This window comes from Cribrihabitans marinus, from assembly GCF_900109035.1.
Classification (GTDB): Bacteria; Pseudomonadota; Alphaproteobacteria; order Rhodobacterales; family Rhodobacteraceae; genus Cribrihabitans; species Cribrihabitans marinus.
In genome coordinates this window covers 170,481-188,467 of record NZ_FNYD01000006.1, presented here as the reverse complement: position 1 = coordinate 188,467, position 17,987 = coordinate 170,481, and the positions used below count along the sequence as shown (strand labels likewise).

At 67.2% G+C, this 17,987-nt stretch carries 12 protein-coding genes; 6 read left to right on the top strand and 6 right to left on the bottom strand.

Features of this window, described 5'->3' with window-relative positions:
* Nucleotides 1-97: 97 nt before the first annotated feature.
* Both BMX57_RS11795 and prpE read left to right on the top strand, forming a co-directional pair.
* Nucleotides 98-2,371, top strand: coding sequence for an NADP-dependent malic enzyme (locus BMX57_RS11795; protein ID WP_092366941.1), 2,274 nt, complete (start codon nt 98-100; stop codon nt 2,369-2,371).
* Nucleotides 2,372-2,613: 242 nt separating this feature from the next.
* On the top strand, nt 2,614-4,509 hold the full coding sequence (gene prpE, locus BMX57_RS11790) for a propionate-CoA ligase PrpE (RefSeq protein ID WP_092366939.1): 1,896 nt from the start codon (nt 2,614-2,616) through the stop codon (nt 4,507-4,509).
* Between the two features lie 13 nt (nt 4,510-4,522).
* Here prpE and BMX57_RS11785 read toward each other — a convergent pair whose 3' ends face one another.
* The gene (locus BMX57_RS11785; RefSeq protein WP_092366933.1) at nt 4,523-5,572 is read right to left on the bottom strand and encodes a Hint domain-containing protein; all 1,050 of its coding nucleotides are present in this window, start codon (nt 5,570-5,572) and stop codon (nt 4,523-4,525) included.
* 175 nt (nt 5,573-5,747) lie between these two features.
* Here BMX57_RS11785 and BMX57_RS11780 point away from each other — a divergent pair, with 175 nt between their 5' ends.
* The gene (locus BMX57_RS11780; protein WP_092366931.1) at nt 5,748-7,184 is read left to right on the top strand and encodes an amidase family protein; all 1,437 of its coding nucleotides are present in this window, start codon (nt 5,748-5,750) and stop codon (nt 7,182-7,184) included.
* A gap of 310 nt (nt 7,185-7,494) precedes the next feature.
* Here the strand turns inward: BMX57_RS11780 and BMX57_RS11775 are convergent, their stop codons facing one another.
* Nucleotides 7,495-8,256, bottom strand: coding sequence for an NAD kinase (locus BMX57_RS11775; RefSeq protein WP_092366929.1), 762 nt, complete (start codon nt 8,254-8,256; stop codon nt 7,495-7,497).
* Nucleotides 8,257-8,425: 169 nt separating this feature from the next.
* On the opposite strand from BMX57_RS11775, the gene glyA reads away from it, so the two are divergent.
* Nucleotides 8,426-9,721, top strand: coding sequence for a serine hydroxymethyltransferase (gene glyA, locus BMX57_RS11770; protein WP_092366926.1), 1,296 nt, complete (start codon nt 8,426-8,428; stop codon nt 9,719-9,721).
* Between the two features lie 198 nt (nt 9,722-9,919).
* Complete coding sequence (locus BMX57_RS11765) at nt 9,920-10,747, top strand: DUF817 domain-containing protein (protein WP_092366923.1); 828 nt, start codon at nt 9,920-9,922, stop codon at nt 10,745-10,747.
* Here the strand turns inward: BMX57_RS11765 and BMX57_RS11760 are convergent.
* A complete protein-coding gene (locus BMX57_RS11760; protein ID WP_092366922.1) occupies nt 10,704-11,078 on the bottom strand; it encodes a hypothetical protein in 375 nt (124 codons plus the stop codon). The genes BMX57_RS11765 and BMX57_RS11760 overlap by 44 nt on opposite strands.
* Nucleotides 11,079-11,171: 93 nt before the next feature.
* On the opposite strand from BMX57_RS11760, the gene BMX57_RS11755 reads away from it, so the two are divergent.
* Nucleotides 11,172-11,930 (top strand): alpha/beta fold hydrolase, encoded by a 759-nt coding sequence (locus tag BMX57_RS11755; RefSeq protein WP_092367225.1) that lies wholly within the window; start codon nt 11,172-11,174, stop codon nt 11,928-11,930.
* A gap of 3 nt (nt 11,931-11,933) precedes the next feature.
* On the opposite strand, the gene BMX57_RS11750 is transcribed toward BMX57_RS11755, so the two are convergent.
* The 3 genes from BMX57_RS11750 to BMX57_RS11740 are packed head-to-tail and all read right to left on the bottom strand — an operon-like array spanning nt 11,934 to nt 17,856.
* On the bottom strand, nt 11,934-12,326 hold the full coding sequence (locus BMX57_RS11750) for a rhodanese-like domain-containing protein (protein WP_092366921.1): 393 nt from the start codon (nt 12,324-12,326) through the stop codon (nt 11,934-11,936).
* Between the two features lie 40 nt (nt 12,327-12,366).
* Nucleotides 12,367-13,392, bottom strand: coding sequence for a trans-3-hydroxy-L-proline dehydratase (locus BMX57_RS11745; RefSeq protein ID WP_092366920.1), 1,026 nt, complete (start codon nt 13,390-13,392; stop codon nt 12,367-12,369).
* Between the two features lie 27 nt (nt 13,393-13,419).
* Entirely contained in the window at nt 13,420-17,856 is a 4,437-nt protein-coding gene (locus BMX57_RS11740) for an Ig-like domain-containing protein (RefSeq protein ID WP_177175451.1), read from the bottom strand.
* Nucleotides 17,857-17,987: the final 131 nt, after the last annotated feature.

The window sequence follows — 17,987 nt, the reverse complement described above, 5'->3', positions numbered from 1 at the left end:
TTTGCAAGAAAGTGCTTCAGGAGGTGCAAGGCAACTCGCCGGTTCCCCATTGGTCGAAAACTGTTTAAGTCTCGGGCCATTCCGCCGGGAGACGAGAATGTCAGACAACGAGAGCCTTCGCCAAGCCGCCCTGCACTATCACGAATACCCCAAGCCCGGAAAGCTCGAGGTGCGCGCCACCAAGCCGCTGGCCAATGGCCGCGACCTGGCCCGCGCCTACAGCCCCGGCGTGGCCGAGGCCTGTCTGGAGATCCGCGAGGCCGAGACCAACGCCGCCCGCTACACCGCGCGCGGCAACCTGGTGGCCGTCGTGTCGAACGGCACCGCGGTGCTGGGCCTGGGCAATATCGGCGCGCTGGCCTCGAAACCGGTGATGGAAGGCAAGGCGGTCCTTTTCAAGAAATTCGCCGGAATCGACTGTTTCGACATCGAGGTGGACGAGACCGATCCCGAGAAGCTGGCCGATATCGTCTGCTCTCTGGAGCCCACTTTCGGCGCCATCAACCTCGAGGACATCAAGGCCCCCGACTGTTTCATCGTCGAGAAGCTGTGCCGCGAACGGATGAACATCCCGGTCTTTCACGACGACCAGCACGGCACCGCCATCGTGGTGGGTGCTGCGGCCAAGAACGCGCTGCATGTGGCCGGCAAGTCCTTCGAGGACATCAAGATCGTCTCGACCGGCGGCGGCGCGGCGGGCATCGCCTGTCTCAACATGCTGCTCAAGCTGGGCGTCAAACGCGAGAATGTCTGGCTGTGCGACATTCACGGGCTGGTCTATGAGGGCCGCACCGAGGACATGAACCCGCAAAAGGCCGCATTTGCGCAAAAGTCGGATCTGCGCACGCTGGACGAGGTGATCGACGGGGCCGACCTGTTCCTGGGCCTGTCCGGGCCCAACGTGCTCAAGCCCGAGATGGTGGCCCGGATGACCGAGCGTCCGATCCTCTTCGCGCTGGCCAACCCGACGCCCGAAATCCTGCCCGAGGTCGCGCGCGAAGTGGCCCCGAACGCGATCATAGCCACCGGCCGCAGCGACTTTCCCAACCAGGTCAACAACGTCCTGTGCTTTCCTTTCATCTTTCGCGGCGCGCTGGACGTGGGCGCAACCGAGATCAACGACGCGATGCAGATCGCCTGTATCGACGGCATTGCCGAATTGGCCCGCGCCACGACCAGCGCCGAGGCGGCGGCGGCCTACAAGGGCGAGGATCTGACCTTTGGCGCCGATTACCTGATCCCCAAGCCCTTCGATCCGCGCCTGACCGCCGTGGTATCGAGCGCGGTGGCAAAGGCCGCGATGGACACCGGTGTCGCCGTCCGCCCGATCGAGGACATGGAGGCCTATCGCCAGAAGCTGAACGCCAGCGTGTTCAAGTCGGCGCTGCTGATGCGCCCGGTGTTCCAGTCGGCGGCGACCGCCAGCCGCCGCATCGTCTTTGCCGAGGGCGAGGACGAGCGCGTGTTGCGGGCGACCCAGGCCATCCTCGAGGAGACCACCGAGAAGCCGATCCTGATCGGCCGCCCCGAGGTGATCGAAAGCCGTTGCGAACGGCACGGGCTGAACGTCCGGCCCGGGCGCGAGTTCGAGATCGTGAACCCGGAAAACGACCCACGCTATCGCGATTACTGGGAGACCTATCACCAGATCATGGCGCGGCGCGGGGTCACGCCGGACGTGGCCCGGGCGGTGATGCGCACCAACACCACCGCCATCGGCGCGATCATGGTGCAGCGCGGCGAGGCCGACAGCATGATCTGCGGCACGATGGGCGAGTATCGCTGGCATCTGAGCTATATCACCCAGATCCTCGGAAACGACCGTCTTGTCCCGCACGGCGCGCTCTCGATGATGATCCTCGAGGACGGGCCGCTGTTCCTGGCCGACACCCATGTCTGGTCCCTGCCCTCTCCCCAGGAACTGGCCGAGGTCGCCACCGGTGCCGCGCGCCATGCCCGGCGCTTCGGGGTGGAACCGCGCGTGGCCTTCTGCTCGCAGTCGCAATTCGGCAACCAGGCCGAGGGATCGGGCAAGCGCCTGCGCGCGGCGATCGAGCTGCTGGACCGGATGGAGACCGATTTCCCCTATGAGGGCGAGATGAATGTCGATGCGGCCCTGGATCCCGAACTCCGCGAGAGGTTGCTGCCCGGCGGGCGGTTGGAAGGGGCGGCCAACGTGCTGATCTTCGGCCATGCCGACGCCGCCAGCGGGGTGCGCAACATCCTCAAGATGAAGGCCGGCGGGCTGGAGGTCGGGCCGATCCTGATGGGCATGGGCAACCGCGCCCATGTGGTGACCCCCGGCATCACCGCGCGCGGCCTGCTGAACATGGCGGCCATCGCCGGTACGCCGGTCACGCATTACAGCTGAGGCGGGCGGCCCCGGGTGGCGATTCGGCCCATCGGCGGGCGGGCCGGGTTTGCAACTTTGCAAGAACACGCAACCGAGACCGGCGGAATTCGCCGTACATCGGGGTTTGCAAATGTTGGCGATAACCTCGGTGGAGATATGCAAAGATTTTGCGGTAATCTGACGCGCCGGTGATCGCGGCGCTTGCCAGGATCGCGGGCAAGTCACTAACACCGACCGCAGGAAACCGGGAGGAGGCCGTGATGCGCTATCAGGATGTCTATGAGGATTGGAAACGCGACCCCGAGGCCTTTTGGCTGAACGCCGCCAAGGCCATCGACTGGGACACGCCGCCGACCCGGGCGCTCTTCGATGACAACGCGCCGCATTACGAGTGGTTCTCGGATGCCCGCGTCAACACCTGCTGGAACGCGGTGGACCGGCATGTCGAGGCCGGGCGCGGCGAACAGGCGGCGATCATCCATGACAGCCCGATCACCCATACCAAGCGCGAGATCTCCTATGTCGAGCTGCGCAACCGGGTCGCCACGCTGGCCGGCGCGCTGCGGGCCAAGGGCGTCGAGAAGGGCGACCGCGTCATCATCTACATGCCGATGATCCCCGAGGCGCTGGAGGCGATGCTGGCCTGCGCCCGGCTGGGCGCGATCCACTCGGTCGTGTTCGGCGGGTTCGCCAGCAACGAGCTGGCGGTGCGCATCGACGATTGCAAGCCCAAGGCGATCATCGCCGCCTCCTGCGGGCTCGAGCCGAACCGGGTCGTGCATTACAAGCCGCTGCTCGACGGCGCCATCGAACTGGCCGACCACAAGCCGGATTTCTGCGTGATCTACCAGCGCGAGCAGGAGGTCGCCAAGCTGACCGAGGGGCGCGACTACAACTGGCACGGCTTCCAATACGGCGTCGAGCCGGCGGAATGCGTGCCGGTCGAGGGCAACCACCCGGCCTATATCCTTTATACCTCGGGCACGACCGGTGCACCCAAGGGCGTGGTGCGCCACACCGCGGGACACCTGGTGGCACTGAACTGGACCATGAAGAATATCTATGACGTCGATCCCGGCGACGTGTTCTGGGCCGCCTCGGACGTGGGCTGGGTCGTGGGCCACTCCTATATCTGCTACGCGCCGCTCATCCACGGCAACACCACCATCGTGTTCGAGGGCAAGCCCGTCGGCACGCCGGATGCCGGCACGTTCTGGCGGGTGATCGCAGAGCACAAGGTGCGTAGCTTCTTCACCGCCCCCACCGCCATCCGCGCCGTGAAGCGCGAGGATCCCAAAGGGGAGTTCCTGGCGAATTACGACCTGTCGAACCTGCGCGCGCTGTTCCTGGCCGGCGAACGGGCCGACCCGGACACGATCGAGTGGGCCCAGAAGGCGTTGGGCGTGCCGGTGATCGACCATTGGTGGCAGACCGAAACCGGCTGGACCATCGCCGGCAACCCGCTGGGGATCGAGGAACTGCCGGTCAAGCTGGGCTCGCCGGCCAGGCCGATGCCGGGCTACGATGTCCAGATCCTCGACGAGGGCGGCCACCCGGTCAAAACCGGCGAGCTGGGCGCCATCGCGGTCAAGCTGCCGCTGCCGCCCGGAACGCTGCCGACCCTGTGGAACGCGCAAGCGCGGTTCGAGAAGGCGTATATGTCGCATTTCCCCGGCTATTACGAGACCGGCGACGCCGGCATGGTGGACGAGGACGGCTATCTCTACATCATGGCGCGCACCGACGATGTCATCAACGTCGCCGGCCACCGCCTGTCCACCGGCGCCATCGAAGAGGTGCTGGCCGCCCATCCCGACGTGGCCGAATGCGCGGTCATCGGGGTGTCCGACGCGCTCAAGGGCCAGATGCCTGTGGGGTTTTTGTGCCTCAACTCGGGCTGCGAGCGCAGCCACGGCGAGATCGTGCAGGACGTAGTGAAGCTGGTGCGCGACCGGATCGGCCCGGTTGCGGCGTTCAAGTCCGCGGTGGTGGTGGACCGTCTGCCCAAGACCCGCTCGGGCAAGATCCTGCGCGGCACGATGGTGTCGATCGCCGACGGCAAGGACTTCAAGATGCCCGCCACAATCGACGACCCCGCCATCCTCGACGAGATCCGCGACGGGCTGCAGAGCATCGGATACGCCGGGGCGGCCTAGCGCACCACCTGTGTCAGGCGGCGCGACGCAGGACCGCCGCCTCACGCGCCCGGATCACGGGCCGCGCAAGCGGGCCGTGGGCGCCGGGATCTTCGCGCAACTCGGGGAACAGCGACAGGATCTCGTTCAGGCTGGCCTGTTCCAGCCCGCAACGCGCCATCTGTTCGACATGCAGGCTCTCCGCCCGGCAGCCCTCGGCGAAGACGATCTGGTGCCGGTCGAACAGCATGTGGACATAGCGGATCTCGGACTGCTGCTCGATCCGGATGCTCTCGCCGTCGACCAGCAGCTTGGCGGGCACCAGCACTTCCGGCTCGCCGAACCACAACTCGGCCCGCCAGTCCGAGACCAGAACCCGGTGCTGCTGCGAGACGATCAGATCCCGATCATTGCCTAGCGCGCCGGCGCGGATGCGGACCGGCGCGAAGGGTCCGATGCCGGGCACGCTCCGTGACCCGATCCAGCGCAGAGGCCTCGGCCCGTCATCGGCGGTCTCGACCAGATCGCCGGCCCGCAGGCATTCGATGGCGCGCTGGCCCAAGGGCGTTTCGATCCGGGTGCCGGCCGCGAAGCAAACGGCAACGCCGCCCAGATCGGCGTGTTCGATATTGTCGAAGTTATCGATGCGTCCGACCGAAGTCAGACTCGTATCAGAAGGAGGAACATCTCCCCGAAAAAACAGATAATACCCATCTTCGCCCGCATCTTCCAAGTCGCCGTCGCCGTTCAGGTCTACGTCGACAACAGCGACTTCGTAGGTGTTGGTGCCATCGGTCACCCCGAAGGTATAGTCGTAGACGACAGCCCGCTGGGTCCCTGATATCTCGGTCGATTGTTGGCCAGGCTCACCAATATCCATCAAATCTTGGATACGTTCGTTGGTCGGGTCGCCATTGTAGTTGATCGCGCCCGGATCCTGTTCGAATACGACATGCGTGAATGTCGAACCGGAATAGGACCATGTTGTGCCGGCTTGAGGGATGAACCGGTAGTCGTACGGCGCGCCGTTGACGGTGGATTGCGTGCCGAGGATGATCTGATGATAGGCGTAGTAAACGGGCATTGCTCGTGTAACTAGTAAAACATGGAAAGGTCGTTTCTCCTGACTGAATAACGTCTTAAGGTGATTAATAAAAGAATTACTCCCGACAAAAGTGTATTTTGGAGGACGCGGCTTGCGGTCGCATCCCGTTCTCGCCCACAGTCGGAGCGACGCCCCTCGATGACGGAGATCCCACGTGGCACAAACGGATATCTGGCGCCTCGGCGCCGTCGAAACCGCCGAGCGCACCCGAACCGGTGACCTGAGTGTCGAGACGGTCGTCGAGGCGGCGCTGGCGCGGATGGACGCGGTGAATCCCGGCCTGAACGCGGTGGTCGAGGCTTGCGCCGACGAGGCGCGCGCGCGGGCGCTTGCGCTGGACCGCGAGCGCGCGGCAGGCGCCGCGACCGGGTCGTTGCACGGTGTGCCCGTCACCATCAAGATCAATGTCGACCAGAAGGGATACGCCACCTCGAACGGGCTGCCGGCGCTGAAGGACCTGATTGCGCCGGATGACGCGCCGGTCGTGCGCAGTCTGACGCAGGCGGGCGCCGTGGTGATCGGGCGCACCAACACGCCGGAATTCTCGTTCCGGGCGGACACCGACAATCCGCTTTTCGGGCGCACGCACAACCCGTGGGGCGATCATGTCTCGCCCGGCGGCTCTTCGGGCGGGGCCGGTGCAGCGGTGATGGCCGGCATCGGCGCGCTGGCGCATGGCAACGACATCGGCGGCAGCCTGCGCTTTCCGGCCGCCGCCAATGGCGCGGTCACGGTCAAGCCGGGGCTGGGCCGGGTGCCCGCCTGGAACCCGGGCCAGAGCGCCGAGCGGGGCATGCTGGCACAGTCCATGTCGGTTCAGGGCCTGCTCACCCGGTCGGCCGAGGATCTGCACCTGGCAATGCCGGCGATGATCGCCCCCGACCCGCTCGATCCGTTCCACGTGCCCCTGCCCTGGCGCGGGGCGCCGTCGGACGCGCCGCTGCGGGTGGCCTTCACCCGCGAGACCTATGGCTATGACCTGCATCCCGAGGTCGATGCCGCGCTCTGCGCCGCCCGCGACGCGCTGACCGACGCGGGCTACATGGTCGAGGAGGTCACGACGCCGGATGCCTTCGAAGCCGGGCGCGCGGGCTACCGGGCGCTGATGGGCGAAGTCCATGCCCTGATGAAGCCCGATATCGACGCGCATGGGTCGCAGACCGTGCGCGACATCTTCGAGGTCTATTTCCAGGAATTCCCGCCCTTTCACGGGGACGAGCTGCTGCGGGTCATGGCGCAGCGCAGCGGATATGCCCGCGACTGGTCTCTGTTCCTGGAGCGCTACCCGCTGGTCCTGACCCCGTTCCTGCCGCAGCCGTTCTTTGCGCCCGACCGCGACACCGAGGGGGCCGAGGGCGTGCACGAGGTGCTGGGTGCCGCGGTGTGGTCCTATGCGATGAACTTCGTCGGGCTGCCGGCGGCCTGCGTTCCGGCGCGGCTGGCCGAACTGCCACGCGGCCCGCAGCCGGTCAATGTTCAGATCGTGGCGCAGCGCTGGCGCGAGGATCTGGCGGTGGATGCCGCCAGCGCGGTCGAGGCGCGGCTGGGCCGGATGTGCGAACCGCTCTGGGACCGCATGGCCGGGCGCTAACCGGTGTGGTCCGAACGGAAATAGACCCCGGACAAGACGGATTGGGAACGCCAGGTCCGGGGCCGATACGGCAAGTATCAAGCCGATGCAATCTGCGCACTCGGACGCGGGTCAACACGATGCGGTCTTCCCGCGCCCTCATGAACGCAACAGGCACACTCGTAAAATATACGGGCCCTGACCGGCCACTCACTTCCAACCAGGACCTTTTCATCGGCAGCTTGGACAGTAACCGAATCCAGCGGGCCCGGCTGTGACCTTATTCACAGAAGGGTGAAAACAGCGTTATCATGCTGAACTGAAAGGGTTTTCACGAGAATTGCTCGGAGATCAGGCGCTCTTCCAGACCATGCCCCGGATCGAACAGGATCCGGTGGGAAATGGCCGGCTCCGAGCGGATCTCGACCCAGTCGATATCCTTGATCGAGATGGAATCCGCATCGGCCATCACGGGGCGTTTCACAGGGTCCAGCACGTCGAACCGGACATGCGCCGACTTGGGCAGCAGCGCGCCGCGCCAGCGCCGCGGGCGGAACGCGGCAATGGCAGTCAGGGCGAGGACATCGGCGCCGATCGGCAGGATCGGGCCATGCGCGGAGTAGTTATAGGCGGTCGAGCCCGCCGGCGTGGCCAGCAGGGCACCGTCACAGACCAGTTCGGCCATGCGGACCCGGCCATCAACCGTGATCTTCAGCCAGGCCGCCTGCGGACCGGCGCGCAGCAGCGACACCTCGTTGATTGCCAGCGCCGCGTGATCGCGCCCGGCGCGGTCGCGGGCGCGCATCGACAAAGGGTTGATCACCTCCTCCTCGGTCTCGGACAGCCGGTCCAGCAGATCGGTCTCGCTGTATTCGTTCATCAGGAACCCGATCGTGCCGCGGTTCATGCCATAGACCGGCACATCCAGGTGCTGCGTGTCGTGCAGCGTGCGCAGCATGAACCCGTCGCCGCCCAGCGCCACGATCACGTCGGACTGCGCCGGTTCGGCATCGCCATAGCGCCCGATCAGGGTCGCCCGCGCGGTCTGCGCCACCGGCGCGTCGCTGGCCAGAAAGGCGATTCTCTTTGTCATCCGCTGGGGTTTCCGGTGCTGCGCATTCGGTTCCGAAACAATCATACCTTTCCCGCTTAGGCCAGCCTTGCCGCCGCCCGTGGCAAAACCGTCGCATTCCAGTCTTTCCGCGCGCGGCGGTTTCCGATAGGAAATCCGCCAAAGCCACCCCCAGCCATTCGGAGCCTCCATGAACGCCAAACTTCGTGATCCCGGTTTCTTCACCCAGCCCCTGTCCGAGCGCGACCCGGACATCTTCGGTGCGATTACCTCCGAGCTGGGCCGCCAGCGCGACGAGATCGAGCTGATCGCCTCCGAGAACATCGTCTCGGCCGCGGTGATGCAGGCGCAGGGCTCGGTGATGACCAACAAATACGCCGAGGGCTATCCCGGCCGCCGCTACTATGGCGGCTGTGAATATGTCGACGTGGCCGAGAACCTGGCCATCGACCGGGCCAAGCAGCTGTTCGGCTGCGAGTTCGCCAACGTGCAGCCCAACTCGGGGTCACAGGCCAACCAGGGCGTTATGCAGGCGCTGATCCAGCCGGGCGACACGATCCTCGGCATGTCGCTGGACGCGGGCGGCCACCTGACCCACGGCGCGCGGCCGAACCAGTCGGGCAAGTGGTTCAACGCGGTGCAATACGGCGTGCGCAAAGAGGACAACCTGCTCGACTATGACCAGGTCGAGGCGCTGGCCAAGGAGCACCTGCCCAAGATCATCATCGCCGGCGGCTCGGCCATTCCGCGGGTGATCGACTTTGCCCGGATGCGCGAGATCGCGGACATGGTTGGCGCTTACCTGCATGTCGACATGGCGCATTTCGCGGGCCTGGTGGCAGCGGGCGCGCATCCCAGCCCCTTCCCGCATGCGCATGTGGCCACGACCACGACCCACAAGACCCTGCGCGGGCCGCGCGGCGGCATGATCCTGACCAATGATGCGGAGATCGCCAAGAAGGTGAACTCGGCCATCTTCCCCGGCATCCAGGGCGGCCCGCTGATGCATGTGATCGCCGCCAAGGCCGTGGCCTTCGGCGAGGCGCTGCGGCCCGAGTTCAAGACCTATATCCAGCAGGTCGTCGAGAACGCCCAGGCGCTGAGCGACCAGCTGATCAAGGGCGGGCTGGACACCGTGACCCACGGCACCGACACCCATGTGGTGCTGGTCGATCTGCGCCCCAAATCGGTCAAGGGCAACGCGACCGAAAAGGCGCTGGGACGGGCCAACATCACCTGCAACAAGAACGGCGTGCCCTTCGACCCCGAGAAGCCGACCGTGACCAGCGGCATCCGTCTGGGCAGCCCGGCGGGCACCACGCGCGGCTTCGGCGCGCCCGAGTTCCGCCAGATCGCCGACTGGATCATCGAGGTCGTGGACGGGCTGGCCGCCAATGGCGAGGACGGCAACGGCGCGGTCGAGGCCAAGGTCAAGGCCGAGGTGGCCGAGCTGTGCGCCCGGTTCCCGCTCTATCCCGGCCTTTGACGCCTGACGGCATCCACACCAAGGGGGCGGCGGCATCAAGGTTCCGCCGGCCCGCGCCGGCATGCGGCCGGCGGCGGCGGTTTTCAGATGGTGACTGACCCCGGGTCAGATCCCGCACGACCCTCGGGCGCGGCCGCGAGCGGTTCGGCAGGTTCGGCCAACGCAACCCGCGCGCTGGAGCGCAGGCTGGGAGACGCGATGCGCGCCCGGCTGCCATTTGCGCTGGCCGAGTTTGTGATGTTCGTGCTGAAACAGGGCTGGGCCTGCCTGTTCGGCATCCTGATGCTGGGCGGGCTGATCGCGTCCAAGGCGCTGTGGCAGGACGGCTGGCCGGTCGCCCGCTACGACGCGCTCCTCGTCTATACCATCGCGATTCAGGCCGCCTTTCTGGCCCTGGGTCTGGAAAGCTGGCGCGAGGTTCGGGTGATCGCGCTGTTCCACCTGACCGGCACGGCGATGGAGATCTTCAAGGTCGATGCCGGCAGCTGGGCCTATCCCGAACCGGCGGTGATGAAGCTGTGGGGCGTGCCGCTGTTCTCGGGCTTCATGTATGCCAGCGTCGGCAGCTACATGGCGCGGGTGATCCGCGTGTTCGAGATGCGCTTTGCCCCCTACCCGCCGTTCTGGATGACCGTGGCACTGGCAGCGGCGATCTATGTCAACTTCTTCTCCCACCATTTCCTGCCCGACATCCGGATGGCGCTGTTTGCCGCCACCGTGCTGTTCTTCGCGCGCACGCGGATCTGGTTCCGGATCGGCGGCAACGACTACTGGATGCCGCTGCCGCTGGCCGCATTCCTGTCCAGTTTCTTCCTGTGGCTGGCCGAGAATGTGGGCACCGGGACCGGCACCTGGGTCTATGCCGGCCAGCACACGTTCAAATGGGTCAGCCTGTCAAAGATGGGGTCGTGGTATCTGCTGCTGTTTGTCAGCTTCACCACCGTCACCCTTGTCTATCGCGACGCGCTGTCCCGCCGGCCGGTCACGCCGGAGAGAACCAGTAGAGCGCAACCAGCAGAAGGATGATGAGCAGCAGGAGATTGAAGGCCATGCCGCCCAGAACGCCCAGCCACCAGCCCTTGCGCCGATCGGCCTTGTCGATGTCGCGCAGATGCGACTGCACCTCTTCGGCGGCGCGGGCCAGTGGCGGGGTGTCCAGCGTCAGCCGCAATTTCGGATGCGCCGCCATCGGTTCGGCCTGCGCCAGCCGCATGGCCTGCTTGTAGACCCGGCGCGGCAGCCGGTGACGCGCGCGCCTGAGCGCCTGGGCCAGCGTCTTGCCGCGCACGCCCAGCCTGTCCTGCAGCAGGGCGATCGTGTCGACGATATGGGCCTGAACGGCGGTCAGTTCGGTCATGGCGGTCCCTTTTCCAGCGGGCAATCTAGCGCCAAGGGCCGGCGGCCTCAATGGGGCTGGCAGCAGCGGCGCATGGGCTGTATCACCGGGTCCATGCTGAACGTCATCACACACGGCGCGCCAACAGACCTCCCGCCCCTGCTCATCGCTCATGGCCTCTATGGCTCGGCCCGCAACTGGGGCGTCATCGCCAAGCGCCTGTCGGACGAACGCCAGGTGATCGCGGTGGACATGCGCAACCACGGGCAAAGCCCGCAATCTGAGCGGCACGACTATCCGGCGATGGCGGACGACCTGGCCGAGGTGATCGACTCGCTGGACGGGGTGGCCGACGTGGCGGGCCATTCCATGGGGGGCAAGGCGGCGATGGTGCTGGCGCTGACCCACCCGCAAGCGGTGCGCAAGCTGGTGGTGGCCGACATCGCGCCGGTGGCCTATTCCCATTCGCAACTGCCCTACATCGAGGCGATGCGCGGCGTCGACCTGTCGGGGATCACGCGACGCTCCGAGGCCGAGGCGCAGCTGGGCGCGCAGGGCGTCGAGCCGGCGTTGCAGAGCTTCTTCACCCAGTCACTGGACCTCAAGGCCGGGAAATGGCTGCTGAACCTGGATGCCCTGGCCGACCAGATGCCGCAGATCATGGGCTTCCCCGAAATCGACGCACACTGGCCGGGCGTGGCGCTGTTCCTGTCGGGCGCAGCGTCGGACTATGTGCGCCCCGAGCATCGCGACGAGATCCGCCGGCTGTTCCCGCGCGCCCGCTTCGTCAAGATCCCCGGCGCAGGCCACTGGCTGCATGCCGAGAAGCCGCGCGAGTTCGAGGCGGCGCTGCGCGGCTTCCTGAACGCCTGAACGCTACATACCCGGATCCAGCGGTTCGACCGTGGCACCACCGGCCTCCTGCCAATCCTTGAGCCCGCCCATGTTGTAGACCTGGGTATAGCCCATGTCCTTGAGCAGCTTGCCGGCCAGCGCCGCGCGCCCGCCCGACGCGCAATGCAGCACGACCGGACGGTCGGGACGCATCTCGGTGTCGTGGAACTGCGAGGCGGGATCGGCGCGGAACTCCAGCATGCCGCGCGGGATGTGATGCGCGCCCTCGGCCCGGCCCGTCGCCTGCAACTCGGGCGCGTCGCGGATGTCGAGGAGCAGCGCCCCCTTGGCCACCAGAACCTGCGCCCTGTGGCCGTCGATGCGTTCCACCTCGGCGTTGGCCTCTGCCAGCATGTCCTGAACCGTTCGTGCCATCGGTATCCTCCTGTCGCCTCGATGATCCGGCCCGCGGCCGTCACGCGCCCCAGGTGTCGCGCAGCCTGTAGCCCCGCGGCCAGGGGTCGTCGGGGTCCAGCATATGCTGATGGATGCCGGTGATCCACCCGCGTCCGCTGATCTGCGGCATGATGGCCGGGCGGGTGCCGACCCGGGTTTCGGACAGGATCCGCCCCTCGAATTGCGAGCCGATGATCGACCGCGCGACCAGGCGCTGGCCCACCTGCATCCGGCCGCGCGCGGCCAGCACCGCCATGCGGGCGGACACGGCCGTTCCGGTGGGCGAACGGTCGATCTTGCCCGGACGGATCGCCACGGCCGATGTGGCCTGCACCCCGTCCGGTGTCGGATCGAGCGGACCGGCAAACAGGCAGAACGAGATATGATCCCACTCCGGAAGCGCGGGATGCGCAAACCCCAGTTGTTCGTTCGCCGCCTGTGTCACCCGCATCCCCAGCCGCGCCAGGTCGGCGGCCTCAACAGCACGCAGGGAAAAGCCCAACGCCTCGGCATCCACGACCACGAAACTGTCGCCGCCATAGGCCGTGTCCACGACAAGGCTGCCCAGCCCTTCGACTTCGAGCGGGGCATCCAGACGGTCGGCAAAGCTGGCCACGTTCTCGACCGCGATGCGCACGGCCTTGCCATCCCTGCACGCGGCCCGGACACGGACCAGCCCGCCCGGCGCCTCGAGCGTCAGGCTTGTTTCGGGTTCGCGCATGGGAAGGATGCCGCCATCGAGCAGCACCGTCGCCACGCAGATCGCGTTCGAGCCGGACATCGGCGGGGTGTCCTCGGGCTCCATGATGATGAAGCCGGCGTCGGCCTCGGGATGTTTCGGCGGCACCAGCAGGTTGACATGGCGAAAGACGCCGCCGCGCGGCTCGTTCAGGACGAAATCGCGCAGGGCCCGGTCGCGGGCGATGAAATCCCGCTGCTCCCACAGCGTATCCCCTGGCGGCGGAGCGACGCCGCCCACGATCACGTCGCCCACCTCGCCCTCGGCATGGCACGAAATCACGTGGATCGTCCGGCTGCTGCGCATGTCCTTTCCCGGTTCGGCCGCCGCGCGTCAAGCGGCCGGGGCCGCGTTGACGCTGATATCGGCATCCACAGCCAGCGTCGCCAGGACGCTGCCGCCGGCGACGAAATTGTAGATGGCCAGCGTGTGGCCGGCCCCGTCATTCACCGTCTCGCCGGTGGCCTGGACCTGGCTGCCGGCACCGCCGTCCAGCGTCAGAACGTCGCCGGTGTCGCCGTAGATCGTCGCACTTTCGGGCAGCGCACGCGCCAACAACCCCTCAAGCGCGTTGTCGGGCGTGTCAGAGAGGTCCAGCAGGTCCGACAGCGACAGGTCCAGCGCATTGGCCTGGCCGTTTTCCATGTCGATCGCTTCGATCCCGCGCAGGGTGAGGGTGGGCAGCAGATCGGCGCCGATATCGCCGGCCGCGTCCACCTGCAGCACGTCGCGCCCCGCGCCACCGTCCAGCAGGTCGCCGGCGCCCTCGTTCAACCCCGAGACGACAAGCCGGTCATCGCCTGCCCCGGCCAGGACCGAATCCACTCCGGACCCTCCGTTCAACAGATCGTCGCCGCCAAATCCCAGGATCAGGTCATTGCCGCCCGCGCCGCCGATCGTGTCCGCAAGCGCGCTGCCGGCGAGGAACTCGCTGCCTGCGGCGCCCGCCACGCTCTGCGCACCGGGCAGCGGGGCAAAGACCTCGGTGTCGAACAGCTCGATCTCGGCCGTGGCGGCATCGCCGTCCAGATCGAACCCTACCCGCACGCTGAACCGGTTCGAGGTGCCCAGCAGGTCGGCAAGCCCGGCGATCTCGGCAAAGGCCAGGTCATAGCTCAGACCGTTCTGAACCAGCGCCGGGCTGTCCAGATCGGCGATCACGCCCTGGTCCACGCCATCGACCTCGAGCGTGACCTCGAATGCGACCAACTCGGGGTTGAAGATCGGCGTTTCGGTCAGCGCATCGGCCAGTTGCGTGGGTGAGGACAGTAAGGTCGGTGTCGGATCCAGCTGCGACAGCGTCACCAGGTCGACATCCGGGCCGATCCCGAAAGCCTCGATGCTGACCGAATACCCCTTGGTGCCCACATCCGTCAGGTCGGCCAGAACGGCCTCCCACCCGCCGCTGGTCGGCTCGCCATCGGTGGAGAAGAACAGGAAATTGGCCTCGGTCTCGGGCTGGCCGTCAAGGAACGCCTCGGCCTCGCGCAGCGCGTCGGTCCAATTGGTGCTGCCGCCGGTGAAGGGCAGCGCGCGCACCGCCGCCGACAGGCCGGGATCCTGCAGATCGGCCAGCGGCAGCGTGGTGACGGATCCGGCATAGGTGATGATCTGAACGTCGACCTGGGTGGCGGAGCCGGCGAATTGCGCGGCCAGCAGGTCAAGCGCGTCGGCCACCGCGGCGGTCTGCTCGGCCCAGCCCTGCGCGCCGATGCTGCCAGAGCGGTCCAGCGCGAAGACCAGGTTGATCTCGGAGGCCGCGACCGGCAGCGCTGTGACGGTCACGCTGCCGGCCGGCGCACCGCCGGCGGGATCCGCGTTGATGGCCAGCGACACCAGTTGTCCGTTACCGCCGGTGCCCGAGGTATTGACCACTTCGACCGTGACCCGGCCCGTGGACACCCCGCCATCGGCGTCGGTGACGGTATAGTCGAACCGGTCGATGCCCTGGAATCCTGCCGCCGGGGCATAGGCATAGATGCCATCGGGGGCGATCGTGACCGCGCCATTTGCCGGGCCGTTGGCGCCCGGCGCGAAGGAGAGCGCAGCCGGCGTCTCGACGTCACTTGCCGCCAACTGGCCCGCGACGCTGCCGCCGGGCGCGACCTCGATCACCGTCTCGCGCGCCACGATGGGCAGATCGTTGGTGCCGGTGATGCTGACGGTCACGGTCTGGGTCGTGCTGGCCCCCAGCGCGTCGGTGGCCGTGGCGAGAAAGCTTTCGGTCGCCACCTGGCCCTCGGCCAGCGGATCGGCCAGCGTATTGTCCAATTGGTAGGTCCAGGTGCCGTCCGAAGCGATCACGAAGGCACCGAATGCCCCGGCTGCCGATCCGCTCCAGACCACAGCGGCGCTCTGATCGGGATCCGAGGCGGTCAACCGCCCGCCCGTGGTGGTCTGTTCGGCCCCCTCCGTTACCGCGCCCTGAGCCTGCCCGGCGGGTGTGGTGACGGTCGGCGCATCGTTGCTGCCGGTCACCGCAACCGTCACCTGCTGACTCGCGCTGGCGCCGGTGTCGTCGGTGACGGTGGCGGCAAAGCTCTCCTGCACCGTCTCGCCCTCGGCCAGCGCATCCGCCAGCGTGGGATCCAGTGTGTAGGTCCAGCCGCCATCGCCCGCGATCTCGAAACGGCCATAGGTGCCATCGGCCGAACCGCTCCAGGCCAGCACCGCGCCGCTGTCGGGGTCGCTGGCCTGCAACTGGCCCGAGACCGAAACCGGCCCAGCGACCTCGGTCACCGCGCCCTGCGCCTGTCCGGTTGGTGTGGTCACAACAGGTGCGTCGTTGCTGCCGGTCACCGCAACGGTCACCTGCTGGGCCGCGCTGGCGCCAGTGTCGTCGGTGACGGTGGCGGCAAAGCTCTCCTGCACCGTCTCGCCCTCGGCCAGCGCCTCCGCCAGCGTGGGATCCAGCGTGTAGGTCCAGCCGCCATCACCCGCGATCTCGAACCGGCCATAGGTGCCATCGGCCGAACCGCTCCAGGCCAGCACCGCGCCGTTGTCGGGGTCGCTGGCCTGCAACTGGCCCGAGACCGAGACCGGCGCGGCCCCCTCGGTTACCGCCCCCTGCGCCTGTCCGGTTGGTGTGGTGACGGTCGGCGCGTCACCGACCGGCAGCACCACGATCGAAACCACGGCCAGATCGCTGCCGCCCTCGCCGTCGCTGACGCGAACCGTGAAACTGTCGGTGCCGGCGAAATCCGCGCCGGGCGTATAGGCATAGGTGCCGTCCGACAGCAGGGCCACCTGCCCGTTCGCCGCCGGGGTCTCGAGCGTGTAGACCAGGGTCGCGCTGTCGATATCGTTGGCCGCCAGCGCACCGGTCACCCGGCCATCCTCAGCGACCTGGGTGCTGGCATCATCCAGTTCGGGCGGATCGTTGACCGGCAGGACATTGACCACGACCGTTCCGGTGGCAGTGTTTCCCAGCGTGTCGGTCAGCGTGTAGGTGAAGCTGTCGGTGCCGAAGAAGTCGGGATTCGGCGTATAGGAATAGCTGCCATCGGCCAGAACCAGCGCCACGCCATTGGCCGGGCCCTGCAGCAGCGCGGCCGAGGACAGCGTGCCCGAGACCGGCAGCGCCCCGCCAATCGAACCCTCGCCGGAATCCTCCAGCCCCGTCACCTGCAATTCGCCGGCCTCGACCGGGTCGATGCGCAGTCGTCCCTCGTCGAAGGGCGCATTGGGGTCGGTGCCCTCGGTTTCGGGGCCGGTGTCGGACGGGTCGATGGCCTCGGGCTCGTCGATCCCGTTCAGGTCCGGGCCGCCCGGACCCTGCGGCACCGGCGTAGTGCCACCGGTTCCCGGCCCCTGGGTGCCGAAGGTCACGAAGGTCTGGCCCGCCTCGACCCGCCCATAGGCGGATTGATAGGCCGCCACCGCGTCGGCGATCAGGATGCTGTCTTCGGCATCGTCAAGCGCGGTGCGCGCCTCTTCGCGCGCCCCGCCGTCGCCCGAAAAGACCACCCACTTGCTGTCGGTGTCGGCGATGTTGGCGATCACGTTGCCTTGCAGGTCGCGCAGCACGATCTCGCCCACGGCACCGTCGGGATCGCGGGTCAGGGTGACCTCGCTGGAGAGCACGCCGTCGATGGTCTGGATCTGCACCAGGACCGTCGTGCCCCGGATGCCCATCGTGGCCGAGGGGGTGTCGACCTGCATGCCGCCGGTCTTGGCCACCTGCCCCGCGATGAACACGAAGGACCCCTGGATCAGGCTGAAGCCGCCGCTGTTGGCGGCGCTGTCGGGGTCATAGATCAGCTCGTCGATGACCATGCGCGAGTTGGACGACAGCGTGAAGATCGTGCCGTCGACGAAGGTGATCGACACACCGCCGCCCTCGGCGGTGCGGATCACGTCGTTCTGCAGGATCTTGACGCCGACCTCGAGCCGGACGCTGCTGCCGTCGCTGTGGTCGGCCCAGGCCTCGCCGCTGACGGTCTCGACCTGGCCGATGGGTCCGGCAACAGGCGCGGTGCCCGCTTGCGTGTACTGCGCCGGCGCCTCGGGTCCGGCCAGCCGGGCCACCAGGTCGCCGCGCAGGGCCGCCCCGTCGGGCGCCACCAGATCGGCCGGTTCGGAGCGGAAGTAGTCGGCGGCGCGCAGGGTGGGCGCGCCGTCGTTGTGGATGTAGAGATCGCCGCCCAGGCGCTGGAACTCGGCACCGAAAAGCAGCCCCTGGCCGGGAATCCGGATCGCGCCCGTCGCGTCCGCGCTCAGCGTTTCGACGTCGCGGTCAAACCCATTCGTGTAATATGCTTCACGGGACATCGGGCCCCCCCCAATCCGTGAAAAAACCAATTCGAACAGACTAGCCGACATCGGCCCGAACCAGTGAGACCTAATCCACATAGTTTCCGGTTTGTGGACAATTCGGCGTGAAAACCCGCCTCGCGGCGGGA